At 67.5% G+C, this 16,757-nt stretch carries 14 protein-coding genes, 1 tRNA gene and 2 pseudogenes; 12 read left to right on the forward strand and 5 right to left on the reverse strand.

Annotation, left to right across the window (positions count from 1 at the left end):
- Positions 1 to 214: pseudogene (locus tag P1X14_RS19125) on the reverse strand (N-acetylmuramic acid 6-phosphate etherase); the annotation flags it as partial.
- A 92-nt stretch (positions 215 to 306) separates the two neighbouring features.
- Between P1X14_RS19125 and P1X14_RS19130 the strand changes: the two are divergent.
- Positions 307 to 1,347, forward strand: coding sequence for an SIS domain-containing protein (locus tag P1X14_RS19130; RefSeq protein ID WP_277317019.1), 1,041 nt, complete (start codon positions 307 to 309; stop codon positions 1,345 to 1,347).
- The gene (gene nagA / locus P1X14_RS19135; RefSeq protein ID WP_277317020.1) at positions 1,344 to 2,495 is read left to right on the forward strand and encodes an N-acetylglucosamine-6-phosphate deacetylase; all 1,152 of its coding nucleotides are present in this window, start codon (positions 1,344 to 1,346) and stop codon (positions 2,493 to 2,495) included. Before P1X14_RS19130 ends, nagA begins: the two co-directional genes overlap by 4 nt.
- A gap of 130 nt (positions 2,496 to 2,625) precedes the next feature.
- Here nagA and P1X14_RS19140 read toward each other — a convergent pair whose 3' ends face one another.
- The 3 genes from P1X14_RS19140 to putA all read right to left on the reverse strand — a co-directional run bounded on the left by P1X14_RS19140 (position 2,626) and on the right by putA (position 8,324).
- A complete protein-coding gene (locus P1X14_RS19140; protein ID WP_277317021.1) occupies positions 2,626 to 3,489 on the reverse strand; it encodes a BadF/BadG/BcrA/BcrD ATPase family protein in 864 nt (287 codons plus the stop codon).
- A gap of 97 nt (positions 3,490 to 3,586) precedes the next feature.
- On the reverse strand, positions 3,587 to 4,687 hold the full coding sequence (locus P1X14_RS19145) for a pyridoxal phosphate-dependent aminotransferase (protein ID WP_277317022.1): 1,101 nt from the start codon (positions 4,685 to 4,687) through the stop codon (positions 3,587 to 3,589).
- Positions 4,688 to 4,739: 52 nt separating this feature from the next.
- Positions 4,740 to 8,324: a trifunctional transcriptional regulator/proline dehydrogenase/L-glutamate gamma-semialdehyde dehydrogenase gene (gene putA, locus P1X14_RS19150; RefSeq protein ID WP_277317023.1), complete on the reverse strand. Its 3,585-nt coding sequence runs from the start codon at positions 8,322 to 8,324 to the stop codon at positions 4,740 to 4,742.
- A gap of 97 nt (positions 8,325 to 8,421) precedes the next feature.
- On the opposite strand from putA, the gene P1X14_RS19155 reads away from it, so the two are divergent.
- The 9 genes from P1X14_RS19155 to P1X14_RS19195 all read left to right on the forward strand — a co-directional run bounded on the left by P1X14_RS19155 (position 8,422) and on the right by P1X14_RS19195 (position 15,681).
- Complete coding sequence (locus P1X14_RS19155) at positions 8,422 to 8,889, forward strand: Lrp/AsnC family transcriptional regulator (RefSeq protein ID WP_277317024.1); 468 nt, start codon at positions 8,422 to 8,424, stop codon at positions 8,887 to 8,889.
- Positions 8,890 to 8,969: 80 nt separating this feature from the next.
- Positions 8,970 to 9,392 (forward strand): GtrA family protein, encoded by a 423-nt coding sequence (locus P1X14_RS19160; RefSeq protein WP_277317025.1) that lies wholly within the window; start codon positions 8,970 to 8,972, stop codon positions 9,390 to 9,392.
- Positions 9,385 to 10,185: a glycosyltransferase family 2 protein gene (locus P1X14_RS19165; protein ID WP_277317026.1), complete on the forward strand. Its 801-nt coding sequence runs from the start codon at positions 9,385 to 9,387 to the stop codon at positions 10,183 to 10,185. The genes P1X14_RS19160 and P1X14_RS19165 overlap by 8 nt, the downstream gene beginning before the upstream one ends.
- Positions 10,186 to 10,198: 13 nt before the next feature.
- Positions 10,199 to 10,903 carry an NTP transferase domain-containing protein gene (locus P1X14_RS19170; protein ID WP_277317027.1) on the forward strand — a complete coding sequence of 235 codons (705 nt, stop codon included), beginning with the start codon at positions 10,199 to 10,201 and terminating at the stop codon, positions 10,901 to 10,903.
- A complete protein-coding gene (locus P1X14_RS19175) occupies positions 10,903 to 12,762 on the forward strand; it encodes a lysylphosphatidylglycerol synthase domain-containing protein (RefSeq protein WP_277317028.1) in 1,860 nt (619 codons plus the stop codon). Before P1X14_RS19170 ends, P1X14_RS19175 begins: the two co-directional genes overlap by 1 nt.
- On the forward strand, positions 12,755 to 13,306 hold the full coding sequence (locus P1X14_RS19180) for an HAD family phosphatase (protein WP_277317029.1): 552 nt from the start codon (positions 12,755 to 12,757) through the stop codon (positions 13,304 to 13,306). The genes P1X14_RS19175 and P1X14_RS19180 overlap by 8 nt, the downstream gene beginning before the upstream one ends.
- Positions 13,303 to 14,967, forward strand: coding sequence for a hypothetical protein (locus P1X14_RS19185; RefSeq protein ID WP_277317030.1), 1,665 nt, complete (start codon positions 13,303 to 13,305; stop codon positions 14,965 to 14,967). Before P1X14_RS19180 ends, P1X14_RS19185 begins: the two co-directional genes overlap by 4 nt.
- A gap of 46 nt (positions 14,968 to 15,013) precedes the next feature.
- On the forward strand, positions 15,014 to 15,310 hold the full coding sequence (locus P1X14_RS19190) for an autorepressor SdpR family transcription factor (RefSeq protein ID WP_277317031.1): 297 nt from the start codon (positions 15,014 to 15,016) through the stop codon (positions 15,308 to 15,310).
- A complete protein-coding gene (locus tag P1X14_RS19195) occupies positions 15,307 to 15,681 on the forward strand; it encodes an ammonium transporter (protein ID WP_277317032.1) in 375 nt (124 codons plus the stop codon). Before P1X14_RS19190 ends, P1X14_RS19195 begins: the two co-directional genes overlap by 4 nt.
- Before the next feature lie 70 nt (positions 15,682 to 15,751).
- Here P1X14_RS19195 and P1X14_RS19200 read toward each other — a convergent pair.
- Positions 15,752 to 15,827, reverse strand: a tRNA-Thr gene (locus tag P1X14_RS19200).
- A 206-nt stretch (positions 15,828 to 16,033) separates the two neighbouring features.
- Here P1X14_RS19200 and P1X14_RS19205 point away from each other — a divergent pair.
- Positions 16,034 to 16,757, forward strand: a pseudogene (locus tag P1X14_RS19205) (hypothetical protein); the annotation flags it as partial.

Here is a 16,757-nt window from a genome sequence, read left to right on the forward strand (position 1 = left end):
CGACCCGGCCCGAGGTCCCTGCGCCGACATAGACCAGCCGCCCGCTGCGCCGCAGCCGTTCGGACGCCGCATCCGCCGCCGCCGCGATCGCGCCGGACTGGCCCTTCAGCGCCATCACCGCCGCGATCTGTCCGTCCAGCATCGCCTCCACCGCCCTCTCGGTCGGCCACAGGTCGAGATCGGCATATTGCGGGTCGATGGTTTCGGTGGACATGCACTCTCTCGTGAAACGGCAAGGCGCTCAGGCTATAGCGTGGCCAACTAATACGCATTGGCGCGGGCCGCGCCATCGCTATTGGAAGGGCCATGACCAGCGAGAGCCTGATGTTCCGCGAAGCCGCCGAAGCCGCTTCGGTATGCGCCCGCCAGATCGCGCTGAATCGCGATGCGGTGAAGGCAGCGGCGGAACGGCTGCGCGCGCTCGATGCGCCCTTCGCGGCGACACTGGCACGGGGCAGCTCGGATCAGGCGGCAAGCTTCGCCAAGGTGTTGTTCGAGACGCGCCTGCGCCTGCCCACGCTCAGCCATGCCCCGTCGATCGGCGCGCTCTATGCGGCGACTTCGCCCAAATTCGCTGGCGTGCCGCTGATCGCCATCTCGCAATCGGGCCGCAGCCCCGATCTGCTCGCCGCGGCCGATGGCGCAAAGGCTGCGGGCGCGGTGCTGGTGGTGCTGGTCAATGACGCCGAATCGCCGCTGGCCGCGATGGCCGACATATCGATCCCGCTCCATGCCGGTCCCGAGACCAGCGTGGCGGCGACCAAGAGCTTCATCGCGACGCTGACCGCCCTCGCCCATCTGACCGCCGAATGGAGCGGCGACGCGGCACTGCTCGCCGCGCTCGACCGGATCGAAGACACGCTGGCTGCGGCATGGGATCTCGACTGGAGCGCGGCAATCGCCCCGCTGATCGACGCGCAGAGCCTGCTGGTGCTCGGCCGCGGCCTCACCTTCCCCATCGCGGGCGAAGCGGCGCTCAAGTTCAAGGAAACCTCCGGCCTGCATGCCGAAGCGTTCAGCAGCGCCGAAGTCGCGCATGGCCCGATGACTTTGGTCGAGGCGCATGACCCGGTGTTCGTGTTCGGCCCCGCGGACGAAGCACGTACCGGTCTTGCCGATCGCATCGCCAGCTTTGCCGCGCGCGGGGCGACGGTGATCGCGGCGGGTCATCCCGACGATCTCGCCGCGGCGACGATCCGCCTGCCGAGCCTGACGGATGCGCATCCGGTGACCGACGCCATCGCGATGATCCAGAGCTTTTACCGCTTCGCCAATGCGCTTTCACTGGCGCGCGGCCGCGATCCGGATCGCCCGCCCTTCCTCGCAAAGGTGACGAGGACGCTATGACCATCGCACTCACCGGCGCCGCCATCGTCACGCCCGAAGGCGTACTGGCCGGCCATGCCGTGCTGGTCGAAGGCACGCGGATCGGCCGGATCGTGCCGGTCGACGCCATCCCGGCGGACGCCGAGCGCGTCCGGCTGGGCGGCGGCTGGCTGATGCCCGGCTTTATCGACACGCAGGTGAATGGCGGCAGCGACGTCCTGTTCAACGATGCGCCGACGGTGGAAGGCATCCGCGCCATCGCCGCCGCGCATCGCCGCTTCGGCACGACGGGCCTGTTACCGACGCTGATCAGTGACGATCTGTCGGTGGTCGCCGCCGCAATCGATGCGGTGGATGCCGCCATCGCGGCAGGCGAGCCGGGCGTGCTCGGCATCCATGTCGAGGGGCCGTTCCTCAACGCAGGCAAGAAGGGCATCCACGACGCCTCCAAGTTCCGCGCGCTGGACGACGATGCGTTCGACCTGCTGACCCGGCCCGGCCCGGGCGCCCGCCTCGTCACGCTGGCCCCCGAACTGGCGCATCCGGGCACCGTCCGCGCGCTGGCCGAGGCAGGGGTGATCATTGCGGCGGGCCATAGCCTCGCCGATTACGACCAGACCCGCGCCGCGCTGGCCGAGGGGCTGCACGGCTTCACCCATTTGTTCAACGCGATGACCCAGCTCGGCAGCCGCGAACCGGGCATGGTCGGTGCGGCCATCGAGGATCGCGCGAGCCATTTCGGGCTGATCGTCGATGGGCACCATGTCCATCCTGCCGCACTGCGCATCGCCATCGCCGCGCGCGGGATCGACGGCGCGATGCTGGTGACCGACGCCATGCCTCCTGTGGGTGGTGCCGATCCGGACTTCACCCTCATGGGCACGAGGATCCATATGGCCGACGGCATCGTCACCGGCCCGGACGGCACGCTGGCCGGTTCCGCGCTGACCATGGCGGGGGCGGTGCGCAACGCGATGGATATGCTCGGGCACACGCTTCCCGAAGCCTCGCGCATGGCCAGCGCCAATCCCGCAACATTCCTCCGCCTGACCGAGAAGACCGGCGCCATCGCGCCGGGCCTTGCCGCGGATCTGGTCCATCTGGATGAGGATCGGCGCGTGACGGCAACGTGGATTGCTGGGCAACGGTCGGACGAGGGGGAGGTTTAAGCCTCCTGTCCGTCACCCCGGCCTTGTGCCGGGGTCCACTCAGCCTCACCGGCTGATCTCTGAACCTCTTGCTACTCACCCATCATCCGGGTGGACCCCGGCACAAGGCCGGGGTGACGATGGGACGGTTTCAGTCGTTCCGATACCCCGCCAGCAGCAGCGCCCCGCTCAACGGATCGCCCTGCGCCTCGACCAGCCGCGCCGCGGTCCGCTCGCGCAGCCAGGGCCGCATCCGCTTCGAGAGGCCCCCTGCCAGCGCACAGGCAGGCGCACCCTGCGCGAACACGGTGTGGATGAAGCGCTCGATATGCAGTGCCGCATCCTCGACGATCGATCGCGCGATGGCGTCGTCATTCTCGGCATAGTCCATCACCAGCGGCGCCAGCTCGGCATAATCCTTGGGGGTCGCCTCATCCATCCATGCAACCGCCCGCGCGGTCTCGTGCCCGAACCGCGCCGCCACCGCGATCGACAGCGGCGTCCGCTCGCTGCGCCCGTCCAGCGCGCGCAGTGCGTGCCGCATCGCGCTCAGCCCCAGCGCCGCGCCGCTGCCTTCGTCGGAGATCGGGAAGCCATAGCCGCCGATCGAGAAATCGGTGCCGCCCACCCGCACCAGCGCGATGCTTCCGGTGCCGATGACCAGGGTCGCCCCGTCCGCGCCGCCATGCGCACCGATATTGGCGATCACCGCATCGGTTTCGAACGCGACGCTGGCGAACGGAAACTCCAGCTCGGCCAGCTTGTCGCGCACGCCCGGCCGCGAAATACCCGCAATGCCCATGCCGGCATGGATGGTCGAGGCAGCCTCGGCATCCAGCCCGGCCATCTCGATCGCCTGGCTGCACGCATCCCACAGCGTCGCGTGGAGCAGCTCCATCCCGATCCGCGCATTGGCCGGCCCGGTCTCACCGGTGCCCAGGATCTTTCCGCTCTGGTCGATCAGCCGGCTGCGGCAATGGCTGCCGCCCGCATCGACGCCGAGATAATAGACCATGCGCGCATCATCCTGACTGACTGAGCATCCGACCTAGGGTCTGCCCCCGGCACCGGCAATGCGCGTTGCGGCCGTCCCCCATAGAGAGAAGGCATAACTAATCCCGCAATGCGCGCGAAATGCCCTCCAGCCCGGCCTCTAGGCTGTCGCGTTCGGGCCAGCCATAGCCGAGCCGGAAATAGCTGTCGGGCATCTCGAACCAGTGACCGGGGCCGACATAGGTGCCGTGCTGTTCCAGCAGTCGCCGGTAGAAGCCCTCGGTCCCGCCCGGCGGATCGGCGCGCATCCGCGGGAAGCAGACCACGCCACCCTGCGGCGGCACCCATTCGAGCAATTCCTCGCCCGCCATCCATTCGGTGATCCGCGCCAGCCGCTGCTTCATCTCGATCAGGGTCGGCTTCAGGATCGCATGGCGCCGCTCCATCACCTGCTCGGCGATCCACTCGTCGACCACGCTGCCGCAGATGCTGATCTGCTCCTTGGCGGCAAGGAACAGCTCCTGCAGCTTCGGGTCGCTGGTGATCAGCCAGCCGATACGGATGCCGGGGATACCGTAGGCCTTGGACAGCGAGGACACGCTGATCACATGGCTGCCCAGCGATGCCGCCAGCGGCAGCGGCACATCGTAGCAAAGGTCACGATAGGTCTCGTCGACCAGCAGATAGCAGCCATGCTTCGCCGCGATTCCGACCAGGCTGCGCAAATCCACCTCGGGCATCGAAACGCCGGTGGGATTGTGCGGACAGGTAACGCTGATGAAGCGCGTCCTCGGCGTGATCGCGGCTTCCAGCGCGGCCAGATCGATGCGGAAGCCGTTCTCGAACGCGAGATCGATGAAGCTGATGTCGCACCCGATCGCGCGCGGCGTTTCGATATTGGTCGCGTAATTGGGGCGGATCACGACCAGATGGTCCCCGGCTCCAAGCAGCGAGGTCGAGATGATGAACAAGGCGGTCGCCGCGCCGCCGGTCACCAGCACATCGTCCGCGCTCAGCCCCGGCGCATCCTCGGCGATCAGCGCACGCAGCCGCTCGCTGCCGCGATGCTCGCCATAGAGCAGGGTCAGGTCGGGAACCGCCAGCCCCAGCCCGCCGATGGTCCGGTCCGCGACCGAACTTTCCGAGAGGTTATGGCGGATATTGCCATAGCCATATTCCTCGGGCGATTCGACTTCGATCGGCATCCGGACATAGCGCATTGCGGGAACCCCTTGTGGTTGCCCGCACCATGCGATGACCGTCCGCCGGGGTCTAGCCGATCATCATCAGGCTGGCATTGCCGCCTGCCGCGGTGGTGTTGGTCGAGATCGACACTTCCTCGAGCAGCCAGTCGCAATGATAGGCGAGCGGGCGGCCCGTCTCGGCCACATGCACCGACACGATCGGGCCGGGCAGCGCCGCCGCGGCCTTCACTGCCGCCGCAACCCGCGCCGCATCGCCCTCCACCAGCGCGACCGATGCCGGTTCGGCGCTGTCGGCAAAGGCAGCCACCACCTCGACCGGAAGGCCCGCCGGAAGCGCCATCCCTTCGATCCGTCCGCGATTACCCGTGGCCAGCACGGCGGCCATCTGTTCGTACAGGCCCGCCTTCGTCTCGGGCTGGATCAGCACGCGGCCGCGCGGATGCAGCGCATAGACGTTGCGCTCGCCCACCGGCCCCGGCAGCAGCGTCTCAAACCCCAGCGCCGATGCCGCGCCATAGGCACGCGCCAGCGCCGCCGCTTCACGCTCGTCCTGCGCGTCCAGCCAATCGGCAAAGGCGTTCAGCGGCCTGTTATCCACCTCGCCGCGTCCCTCGAACGCGGGCGGCACCTGCACGAACCGGCCGAGATACAGCGGCCCGCCTGCCTTCGGCCCGGTGCCCGAAAGCCCGCGCCCGCCGAACGGCTGCACGCCCACGATCGCGCCGATCACGTTGCGGTTCACATAGAGATTGCCGGCCTTCACCCGCGAGGTGACATAATCCACCGTCTCGTCCAGCCGGGTGTGCAGGCCGAAGGTCAGGCCATAGCCGGTCGCATTGATCGCTTCGATCAGCGCGCCCAGATCGTCGCGCCGGAACCGCACCACATGCAACACCGGGCCGAACACTTCGCGCTCCAGATCGGCGATGCTCTCCAGCTCGATGATCGTCGGGGGCACGAAGGTCCCCTCGTCGCTCTCGGGCGGCAGCGCCTGCTGCTCGACGTTCCGGCCTTTCGCGCGCATCGCATCGATATGGGCGGTGATGTTGCCCTGCGCCTCGGCGGTGATGACCGGGCCGGTATCCACTGCCAGCCGGTCGGTCCGGCCGATGCGCAGCTCCTTCAGCGCGCCCTTCAGCATCGTCAGCGTGCGATCCGCCACATCGTCCTGAAGGCACAGGATGCGCAGCGCCGAGCAACGCTGACCCGCGCTGTCGAAGGCTGAAGCGATCACGTCGGCCACAACCTGTTCGGCCAGCGCCGAGCTGTCGACGATCATCGCATTCTGTCCGCCGGTTTCGGCAATCAGCGGGACCGGCTTTCCGGTGGCGGCCAGTTGCCGCTGGATCAGCCGGGCGACTTCGGTCGATCCGGTGAAGACCACGCCCGCCGTATCTGCCGCACCCACCAGCGCCGCGCCGACCTCACCCGCGCCGGGGACGAACTGCAACGCATCGCCCGGCACACCCGCTTCGTGCAGCAGCCGCACCGCTTCGGCAGCGATCAGCGGGGTTTCCTCGGCAGGCTTGGCCAGCACCGGATTGCCCGCGACCAAAGCCGCGGCAACCTGTCCGGTGAAGATCGCCAGCGGGAAGTTCCACGGGCTGATGCACACCACCGGCCCCAGCGGAACCTGCGCCGGGGTGAACGTCGTCCGCGCCTGCGCCGCATAATAGCGCAGGAAGTCCACCGCTTCGCGCACTTCGGCAATGGCGTTGGCAGTCGATTTGCCTGCCTCGCGCATGATGAGGCCCAGCAGGATCGGCATGCGCGCTTCCATCGCATCGGCAGCGCGCTCCAGCATCGCCGCGCGGTCGCCCACCGGCACTTCGGTCCAGCGGCTCGCGGCGGCGCGGGCCACGGCTGCTTCGGCCTGCGCGACCGACATTTCGGCGACCATGCCCACCACATCGCGCTGGTCCGCGGGGTTCAGCACCGGCTGCGGCGTATCGCCTCCCTCGGCGTTCCAAGCGATCCCCGCACTTTCCTTCAGCGCCTCGGCCAGCGCCGCGAGCGCGCCTTCATCGGTCAGGTCCAGTCCGGCCGAATTGCGGCGGTCCGGATACAAGCCCGCGGGCGCCGCGATCAGATCGTGCCGCGCGCCCGGATGCGGCATCGCTTTCACGATCTCGACCGGATCGGCGACCATCTCCGCGATCGACACCGCCGGATCGGCGATGCGGTTCACGAAGGACGAGTTCGCCCCATTCTCCAGCAGGCGGCGGACCAGATAGGCCAGCAGCGTTTCGTGCGTGCCGACTGGGGCGTAGATGCGGCACGGTCGGTCGAGCTTGTCGCTGCCGACGACCTGTTCGTACAGCGGCTCGCCCATGCCGTGCAGGCACTGGAACTCATACTTGCCGATGGCGAAGTCCGGCCCGGCGAGGCGGTAGATCGTCGCCAGCGTCTGCGCATTGTGCGTGGCGAATTGCGGGAACACCGCGTCGGGCGCGGCGAGCAGCTTCTTCGCGCAGGCGACATAGGCGACGTCGGTGTGCAGCTTGCGGGTATAGACCGGGAAATCGGCCAGCCCGTCCACCTGCGCGCGCTTGATCTCGGCGTCCCAATAGGCTCCCTTGACCAGCCGCACCATGATCCGCCGCCCACTGCGCCGCGCCAGATCGACGATCCAGTCGATCACGAACGGGCAGCGCTTGCCATAGCCCTGCACCACGAAGCCCAGGCCGTTCCATCCGGCCAGTTCGGGATCGGTCGCGAGGCTTTCCAGCAGGTCGAGCGACAGCTCCAGCCGGTCGGCTTCCTCGGCATCGATGTTGAAGCCGATGTCATAGCCCTTGGACAGCAAGGCCAGCTCGCGCACGCGGGGCAGCAGCTCGTTCATCACCCGGTCGGCCTGACTGCGGGCGTAGCGCGGATGCAGGGCGGAGAGCTTGATCGAGATGCCCGGCCCGCCATAGACGCCACGCCCGGCCGAAGCCTTGCCGATGGCGTGGATCGCGGCGGTGTAATCGGCGTGATAGCGGCTGGCGTCGGCGGCGGTGGTCGCCGCTTCGCCCAGCATGTCGTAGCTGTAGCCGAAGCCCTTGCTCTCCATCGCCTTGGCGCGCTTCAGCGCTTCCTCGATCGTCTCGCCGGTGACGAACTGCTCGCCCATCATCCGCATCGCCAGATCGACGCCGCGGCGGATCACCGGCTCGCCCGCGCGCGCCACCAGCCGCGCCAGCGCCGCGCCGATCCGGCGATCGTCCACACTGCCGACCAGCTTGCCGGTCACCACCAGCCCCCAGGTCGCGGCATTGACGAACAGCGACTTGCCGCCGCCCAGATGCGAGCCCCAGTCGCCATCGGCGATCTTGTCGCGGATCAGCGCGTCGCGCGTGTCATTGTCCGGGATGCGCAGCAGCGCTTCGGCCAGGCACATCAGCGCCACGCCTTCCTGGCTGGACAGCGAATATTCCTGCACCAGCCCTTCGACACCGGTGCCCTTGTGGTTGGCGCGCAACGCAGTGACCAGCGCCGTCGCCGTCTCGCGCACCGCGGCGCGCTCCGCGTCAGACAGGCTGGCCGCCTCGATCAGCGGTGCAAGGCATTCGGCCTCGTCGCGGCGATAGGCAGCGGTGATCGCCTTGCGCAGCGGCGACTGCTCGCGGATGGCGGGGGCGAAAGCGGCGAACGGGGCGGGCATCGTCATGGCCGGATAATATCGCAGCCTTGCAGGTCGATCCGACTTTTCAGAGCCGATATTCGGCACATCTTGCCTTATATTCGCGCTTTGATAGGCAGATTATATGGAAACCAAGCCGATTCCGGTCGATCTGGATGAGTTCGACCGCAAGATCATCGCCGCGCTCGTGCAGGACGGGCGGATGACCGTCACCGATCTCGCGGTGAAGGTCGGCCTGTCCAAGACCCCCTGCCAGGTCCGCCTGCGCAAGCTGCTCGACAGCGGGGTGATCCGCGGCTTCTCCGCGATCCTCGATTCCGCAAAGCTGGGCATGGACCATGTCGCCTTTGCCGAGGTGAAGCTGTCCGACACGCGCGAGGCCGCCCTGCGCGAATTCAACACTGCCGTCCGCCGCATCCCCGAGGTGGAGGAATGCCACATGATCGCGAGCAGCTTCGACTATCTGCTCAAGGTCCGCACCTCGGACATCCGCCGCTATCGCGAGGTGCTGGGCGAGAAGATCTCCAGCCTGCCGCATGTTGCCAGCACGTCCACCTTCGTGGCGATGGAGACGGTGAAGGAACGCAGCTGAACGCTCCGAACTTAACCCGATCTTCACCATAAATCGCTTGAGTCCGGCCTCAGCGTCGCGCGGGCGCGGATGGATGGCACATGCTCGGGTACAAGGACGCACCCCATAGGGATTTCGCGCGGTTCGCGGCGCTTTCGGGCGGCGGCTGGCTGCTCGATACCGCGCTGCTGCTTGCTCTGGTCGCGCTGTTCCAGATCCCCGCGAGCGTCGCCAATCTGTTCAGCGCCGCCACTGCCGCGTCGCTCGTCTATCTGGTCTCGCACCACCGCATCCATGACGGGCAGCGCCACCGCACCGAAATCCGCCTCGGCATCTACCTGATCTACACCGCCGCGCTGATCCTCGCCGCCTCGCTCGCCATCGGTGCAATCCTGCCCCTGCTCGGCGCCGGGACCGCAGCAACCTTCGCCGCCAAATGCATCGTCACCCCCCCGCAGCTGCTGTGCAATTTCCTCGTCTCGCGCACCCTCGCCCGGGCAACACTCGGCCGGCGCAATGGCTGAGCGCATCCTCCTCTTCATCCCTTGCTATAATTGCGCACCGCAGATCGAGCGGACGCTGGGCCAGCTTCACGCGGTCGACCCGGCGCTGTTCGATGTCCTCGTCCTCGACAATGGCAGCAGCGACGGCACGGTCGAGCGCGCCACGGCTGCTGCGGCATCACTGCCGATGCCCGTCACCATCGCCCGCAACCGCGCCAACCACCATCTCGGCGGATCGCACAAATCGGCCTTCGCTCACGCCTCGCGCGAAGGCTTCGCCCATGTCGCAGTGCTGCACGGCGACGATCAGGGCCGCATCTCCGATCTGGTCCCGCTGCTCGAAACGGGCGAGCATCGCCGCCACGACGCACTGCTCGGCGCGCGCTTTGCCAAGGGCTCCAGCCTTCAGGGCTATTCGGCCTTCCGCACCTTCGGCAACCGTGTGTTCAACCTGATCTTCTCCATCGTCTCGGGCCGCCGCGTGACCGATCTCGGTTCGGGCCTGAACGTCTTCGCGCGCAGCGTATTCGAGGATCCCGCCGTCATCCGCGCCTCGGACGATCTGCGCTTCAACGTCTATCTCCTCCTCCAGATGATCGACGCCGGCCGCGACCTGCATTTCTTCCCGATCAGCTGGCGTGAGACCGATCAGCTTTCCAATGTCCGGCTGGTCTCGCAGGCGTGGCGCACGCTCGACATCGCCTGGACCTATGCCTTTCATCGCAAGCGTTTCCACGAGGCCGATCACCGCGACCGCCCGGTCGAGGCCTATGCCTTCGACGTGATCGCGCGGAACGAGGCGAGCCATGGCTGACCTCGCGCTTGTCATGCCTATGGCCGGCCGCGGATCGCGCTTCGCTCGTAACGGTGTCGCGATCCCGAAGCCGCTGATCGACCTCGCCGGGAAACCCTTCTTCTGGTGGGCGGTCGAAAGCGTCCGCCGCCGCACGTCGTTGCGCGAGCTGCTGTTCGTGGTGCTGCGCGAGCATATCGCCGCCCATGCGATCGACGCGGCGATCCTCGCTCACTATCCCGAAGCCCGCATCGTTGTCATCGACGAACCCACCGCAGGCGCCGCCGAAACCGGTGCGCTCGGGGTCGAAGCGCTGAGCGAGGACGGCCCCTTCGCGATCAACGATTGCGACCACGGTTTCCGCCTCGACACGATCCCGGACCTGACCGCCAACGCAGGCGCGCTGGTCGGCTTCCGCTCGGACAGTCCGGCCTATTCCTATGTGCGCCTCGGCACCGACGGCCACGTCATCGGCACGGTCGAGAAGCAGGTCGTCAGCCCCTACGCCATCGCCGGCTGCTACTTCTTCGCGAGCAAGCAGGTCTTCGCCGAAGCCCTCGCCGCCTATCGCCGCGATTGCCCTTATGACGAGCTGTTCGTCAGTGGGCTGTTCAACCAACTCTGCGATGCAGGCGAGCGCATCGCCTTTCAGCCGCTGACCGCACACCTCTCGTTCGGTACACCGGAAGAACTCGCAGCGGTCGATCCCGCCGCCCTGCCGGGGCTGATCGCGCCATGATGCTGGCGCTTGCCCTCGCCCTGCTGCTGGTCGCGCATTTCATCCGCGCCGCGCGGCAGGCCAACCTGTTCGCCGCGGACGAGCGCCCGCGCACGATCCACCTGATGGTCGGTCTCAGCATCGCCTATGTCATCAACGCCGTCCTGCCCTTCCGCCTCGGCGAGGCAGCGCGCGGCCTCTATGTCGCGATGCGAGCGAACCTTGGCGTCGGCCGGGTTCTCGCGACGATCCTTGCCGAACGCCTGTCAGATCTGGTCGCGGTGTTCGCCGCGCTGCTCATCATCTCGGGCATTGCCGACCTTTCGGTGATCGCCATTCTCGGCGGCGGCATCGTCGCCATCGTCGCAGGCAGCTGGGCCATCCGCATGTCCAAGGCCGCCCGGCGCTTGCTGTGGCTGGTCGCATCCCTATTCAACGATCGCATCCGCATCGCCATCGCCGATCTCGCCTGGTCGACCGTGCGCCTCGTCGCCAGCACGAGACTGATCCGCCCGCGCTACCTCGCGCTCACCGCCGCGATGTGGGCCGCCTATCTCGCCGCCTATGCCACCTTCGCCCGCGCGACCGGCTATCCGCTGGACGAGGTGATCGCGACGATGGTCGACAGTCCATTGCGTTCGCTGCTCGACCGTTCGCGCGAGATGGGCAGCGCGATCATCGTCTTCACTAGCCTCGCCGCGCTGCTGATCCTCGTGCTGGGCCTCGCCGCCGACTGGCGCGGGGTCGAGCGTTCGGTCGCCCGCGTCCGCCGCATCGGCCTGCCACTGGTTGCTTCGGCCGATCCGGCGCTGCGCAACGCCTTCGTCAATCGCGGCGACTATGGCGCGATGCTGCGCGCGCACTTCACCGACAGCGATCCGGTGGTCGCCACCTTCGGCATGCACGGTCTGGGCGACGCCATCGTCCACCGCATCCTGCCCGGCGGATCGGACGCGATCACCGCCGTGGTCGAGGTCGAGCAGCGCTTCGGCATCCGCAAGTTCGCCAATGGCGCCGCCGCGGCCAAGCTGGTCGAGCAGGCCGAATGGCTGGACCGCCACGCCGCCCGCCTGCCGCTCGCCGAAGTGGCCGCCCGTAGCGGCGACGGCACCCGTTTCCGCTACGACATGCCCTATCATGCCTCGGCGCGAGACCTGTACGAGGTGGCGCACACCGCCCCGCCCGCCACCTGCCTCGCCTTGCTCGAAACCGTCGTGGAAGGCGTCGCCACCCATCACGCCGCCAGCAGCACCGGCAGCTGCGCGCCCGAGGATCTCGTCCGCTATGTCGATGAGAAGATCGTCGCCAATGCCCGGCAGGCGCTCGACTTTGCCCGGCTGCAACTGCCCGAAACCTATCGCATCAATGGAGAGAGTTTCTCGCTGGCCGAATGGGCACCCCTGCTGAACCGCGATGCGCTGATCGCCCGCTTCGCCGCGCGAGAGACCGCCGCGATCCATGGTGACCTGACCTTCGAAAACATCATCATCTGCCCGGACCGCGCGCCCGGCTGGTATCTGATCGATCCGAACCCCGAGAACCGGTTCAACAGCCCGCTGATCGACTGGGCCAAGCTGATGCAGTCGCTCCATCTGGGGTACGAGACAATCAACCGTGGCGCACCCGCGCGGCTTCAGGGTGACGAGATCACGCTGATGCTCTCCCAGTCGAACGTCTATGCCGAGCTGCTCGCCCGGTATCGCGCGCTGCTCGCCCAGCGGTTCGAGGCCGCGACCCTGCGTGAGATCCAGCTGCACGAGATCGTCAACTATCTCCGCCTGATCCCCTACAAGATCCGCAACCAGCCCGGCCGCGCGCTGTCGTTCTTCGCCTGTGCCTCGCTGCTGCTGCGCCGTTTCGACGAGGGCGCGGATGGCTGATCTCGCCGCCCTGCTCTTCGATCTGGACGGCACGCTGGTCGACACCGCCGGCGCCAATTACCGCGCCTATGCCGCTGCGCTGGCCGAGGCCGGATGCGCGGTGGAACGCGACGCGTTCGAAGCGGTCGCGGCGGGCCGTCACTGGAGCCAGTTCCTCCCGGTCCTGCTGCCCGGCGCGGACCATGCCGCCATCGCCGCGCGCAAGCAGATCCTCTATCCCGCGATGCTCGGCGAGACGCAGGTCAATACGCAGCTCGTCGGCCTCGCCCGCGCCGTGTCCGGCCGGTTGCGGCTGGCGCTGGTCACTAACGCCTCGCCGCCCAGCGTCGAAGCGGTGCTCGCCGCGCATGGTCTCGATACGCTGTTCGACACGGTCGTCACCGGCGATGATGCAACCAATCCCAAGCCCGCGCCCGATCCCTATCTGCTGGCAATGGCCCGCCTGGGCGTATCGCCCGAACAGTGCCTCGCCTTCGAGGATAGCGATATCGGCGCCGAAAGTGCCCATCGCGCGCGCATTTCGGTCGTCCGGGTCACGCTGTGAAGCTCCGCGCCGCCTGGATCGCGCTTGCCGTGCTCGCCGCATGGCTGCTCTCGCCCGCGCTGTATCCAGTCCATGTCGAGGGCTTCAGCGCCTCCATCGTGTCGCTCGGCATCCATCTGTCCGAAGGCACGCTGGCCGACTTCTTTCCGTCGCAACCGATCAACACCGAATATTTCGGGCTGACCAAGCTGGGCGCCGTCCTCGGCGTCGCGGGGCTGGTGAAGCTCGGTCTTTCGGGGGAGGCCGCGATGCGGCTGCTCACCCTGCTCGGCCTCATCCTGCTCGCGGGCGGCAGCGCGCGGCTGATCCGCCAATGGACCGGCGCGCCATGGCTGCTGATCTGCGCGGTGCTGCTGCTGATCCCGGGCATCGCCGAGAGCAGCTTCTTCTTCGCCGACAATATGCTGGGCGCGGGCCTGCTGGTCGCCGGGCTCGCGATCTTCGCGGCGCGGCAGGGCGTGGCGACAGCACTCGCCACCGGGCTGCTGACCGGGCTGGCGATCACCGTCCGGACCGATCTGGTCCTCGTCACCCCCGCCATCCTGCTCATCGCCTGGCAACGCCAGCCCCTGCCCCGCGCAGCCGCGGCCACCGCCATCGCTGCCATCGCCAGCCTCACAACGCTCTGGCTCGCATTCGCACTGGTCGGCGCGTCCCCGCTCGACGCGATCCGAACCGGCGCGCGCGCCGTGACCTTATGGGAACGACCGGGCGATCTCTGGCGTCAATCGCTGGCGATGCTGCTGTTCCTCGGCCCGCCCGCGCTGCTCCTCTGCCTGCTCGGCATCCGCCCGGCACTGGCTGGCGGCAGGCATCGGGCCGCATTGCTGCTCGGCATGCCGCTGTTGATGAACCTCGCGCTCGCCGGAAGGATCTGGGAGGTCCGCCAGCTCCTGCCGCTGACGCCGTTCCTCGCCAGCGTCTGCGTGCTGGGCGCGATGCAGCTTCTCTCCGAATGGCGCAGCGGCCGGCGCTTCATGCCCGGCGCGGTCAGTGCCCTGATCGCCGCCGTCCTGATCGCGCCACCTGCCATCGTCTATGTCTCTGACGGTCCCCGCGCGATGATCGGGCGGATCGCCGCCATCCCGCTCTGGCAGCAATGGCAAGCCGGTGTCCGCGGCAACTTCGCGCTGATCGATCGCGTCATCGCCTCCGCGCCGCCCGGCGCCACTTTCGCTGTCGTCACCGACTATTGGAACGAGGATCGCTATCTGCACCTGCGCCTGCTCGAACACGGATATCGTGCCGTCCCGCAGTCCCCCGAGTGCGACGCGATCGGCCAGACCATGGCGAAGGGCGACCGCACGATCCTACAGATCAGCCCGCACCAGACCTTCCTCGCCAATGCCGGTACACTCTATCCGGCAAGGCTGACGCAGCTCGCATCGCCTTGCCTGCATGGCCTGCAGCCGGTGCTGATCGCAAGCAGCGACCGGGTGAGGCGCTTGGCCAATGGCATCGATCCCGTCGCCGCATGGCATCCGGATGACCCTGAACTCACCGCAACCGTCTTGTCCCCGGCGCTGCTGGACAGGCTCGGCCGCGACCATCGCCTCGAATCGGCCAACGACCCCCCGGGCAAGTTCCGCACGCTCGACGCGGCGCGCGACGCGACGCGAGCGCAAACCCGGTTCGGCACCCGCCAGGCCGGAAGGCGGTAAAAGAGTATCGCTTGACTCAATTCGATAATTGGCTAATTATCGAATTATGAGCCAGGTCTTCAAAGCATTGTCCGACCCCACCCGCCGCCGCGTGCTGCAGTTGCTGCGCAAGGGGCCGCTGAGTGCAGGCGAGATCAGCGACCAGTTCGACGTGTCCAAGCCGACGATGTCGGCGCACTTCGCGGTGCTGAAGGAAGCCGATCTGGTCCATGCCGAAAAGGCCGGCAAATCCGTGATCTACCATCTGAAGCTCTCGGTGCTCGAAGAAGCGCTGCTGGGTTTCGTCGATTCATTCGGCCTCGGCGCAAAGGCGCCCGAGCCCGGCAAGGAGAGTGCACAATGAACAAGGAACTGGGTTCGGCCATCACCTGGGCCGGCGGCATCATCGTCCTGGCGCTGGGCGCGACCTTCGCCCGGCAATGGGGCTATATCGATGCCGACACGGTGACCCGCATCGTCGTGGGCACCAATGGTCTGCTGATCGCCTGGTACGGCAATCGCATGCCCAAGGCCTTCGTCCCCAGCGCCGGCGCCCGCAAGGCCGCCCGCGTCGGCGGCTGGTCGATGGTGCTGAGCGGCCTGATCTACGCCGCACTCTGGGCCTTCGCCCCGATCCAGATCGCCGTGATCGGCGGCTGCGCGGCAGTGATTGCCGGAATCGCGATCACCGCGGGCTATTGCCTGTCGCTGCGCGCCAAGGCGAAGGCCGCCTGAGTCGCCATCGCTGGCCGGCACCGATCGCCCCCGGCGCCGGCCAGCGATGCGAAATGCGAATATCGGGAAATGGTGCCGCCTACAGGACTCGAACCTGTGACCCCCGCATTACGAATGCGATGCTCTACCAGCTGAGCTAAGGCGGCCAATCCACAGGCAAGTGCCTGCCGGGAGCGGGGCGCTTACCAGCATGATCCCTAGCTGACAAGCGTTGCGAAATCCTTGTCCCCAGCCGCGGCGCCGGCGCAGGCAAACTACCTAGTCCCGCCACGAATTTACGCGTCGTTTACCACGCCCGTTGCACAAGTGTCCCCAAGGGTAACCGGGCACATGCCCGAGTGGAGCACACGCAATGGACATGTCTCGCGGAATCAATGATCCGCTGGAGTCGGCGATCGAGCACGAAGCGGTCGAGGACCGTCCGGTCGAGATCGGCACCGACGAGCGCCGCATGCATGTGCGCGCCTATAATCATTGGGTGTCGCTGCTGCGCGGCCGCGCCTATCCGTCGATCGAGGATCTCGATCCGGAGAATATCGCCGATTTCGGTCCGCATTCGGTGCTGCTCGATTTCTCCGAAGGCGTCGAGAATCCGCATATCCGCTATCTCGGCCGCGCGCTGCGCGACGAAACCGGGCTGGACGCGTCGATCACCCATGTCGGCCAGGTGCCGAGCCGTTCGCTGCTGTCGCGGCTGACCGATCACTATCTCCAGATCATCGCCAATCGCGCGCCGATCGGCTTCGAGGCCGAGTTCGTCGGCACGCGCGGTCACAACACGCTGTATCGCGGCATCCTGATGCCCTTCTCGTCCGACGAGGACACGATCGACTTCATCTATGGCGTGATCAACTGGAAGGAACTGGTCGACGCCGAGACCCAGGCCAAGCTGAACGCCGAGATCGAGGAGGCGCGCCGCGCTGCCCCGAACCCGCCGGTCACCGCCGCGACCTGGGCCGATGGCCCCAGCGCTGGCTTCGACACTCCCGAGCCTGCCCCCGCCAGCGACGATTATCTGATCGAGACGCCCGCGGTGTCGAGCCTTGGCGACCGGCTGATGCTCGCCCGCGAGACCG

It is taken from the genome of Sphingomonas sp. AOB5 (assembly GCF_029433115.1).
GTDB lineage: Bacteria > Pseudomonadota > Alphaproteobacteria > Sphingomonadales > Sphingomonadaceae > Sphingomonas.

Bases quoted from the DNA above. Each gene is read 5' to 3' on its own strand.
- P1X14_RS19130 (WP_277317019.1), top strand. From the start codon at position 307: ATGACCAGCGAGAGCCTGATGTTCCGCGAAGCCGCCGAAGCCGCTTCG.
- nagA (WP_277317020.1), top strand. From the start codon at position 1,344: ATGACCATCGCACTCACCGGCGCCGCCATCGTCACGCCCGAAGGCGTA.
- P1X14_RS19140 (WP_277317021.1), bottom strand. From the start codon at position 3,489: ATGGTCTATTATCTCGGCGTCGATGCGGGCGGCAGCCATTGCCGCAGC.
- P1X14_RS19145 (WP_277317022.1), bottom strand. From the start codon at position 4,687: ATGCGCTATGTCCGGATGCCGATCGAAGTCGAATCGCCCGAGGAATAT.
- putA (WP_277317023.1), bottom strand. From the start codon at position 8,324: ATGACGATGCCCGCCCCGTTCGCCGCTTTCGCCCCCGCCATCCGCGAG.
- P1X14_RS19155 (WP_277317024.1), top strand. From the start codon at position 8,422: ATGGAAACCAAGCCGATTCCGGTCGATCTGGATGAGTTCGACCGCAAG.
- P1X14_RS19160 (WP_277317025.1), top strand. From the start codon at position 8,970: ATGCTCGGGTACAAGGACGCACCCCATAGGGATTTCGCGCGGTTCGCG.
- P1X14_RS19165 (WP_277317026.1), top strand. From the start codon at position 9,385: ATGGCTGAGCGCATCCTCCTCTTCATCCCTTGCTATAATTGCGCACCG.
- P1X14_RS19170 (WP_277317027.1), top strand. From the start codon at position 10,199: ATGCCTATGGCCGGCCGCGGATCGCGCTTCGCTCGTAACGGTGTCGCG.
- P1X14_RS19175 (WP_277317028.1), top strand. From the start codon at position 10,903: ATGCTGGCGCTTGCCCTCGCCCTGCTGCTGGTCGCGCATTTCATCCGC.
- P1X14_RS19180 (WP_277317029.1), top strand. From the start codon at position 12,755: ATGGCTGATCTCGCCGCCCTGCTCTTCGATCTGGACGGCACGCTGGTC.
- P1X14_RS19190 (WP_277317031.1), top strand. From the start codon at position 15,014: ATGAGCCAGGTCTTCAAAGCATTGTCCGACCCCACCCGCCGCCGCGTG.
- P1X14_RS19195 (WP_277317032.1), top strand. From the start codon at position 15,307: ATGAACAAGGAACTGGGTTCGGCCATCACCTGGGCCGGCGGCATCATC.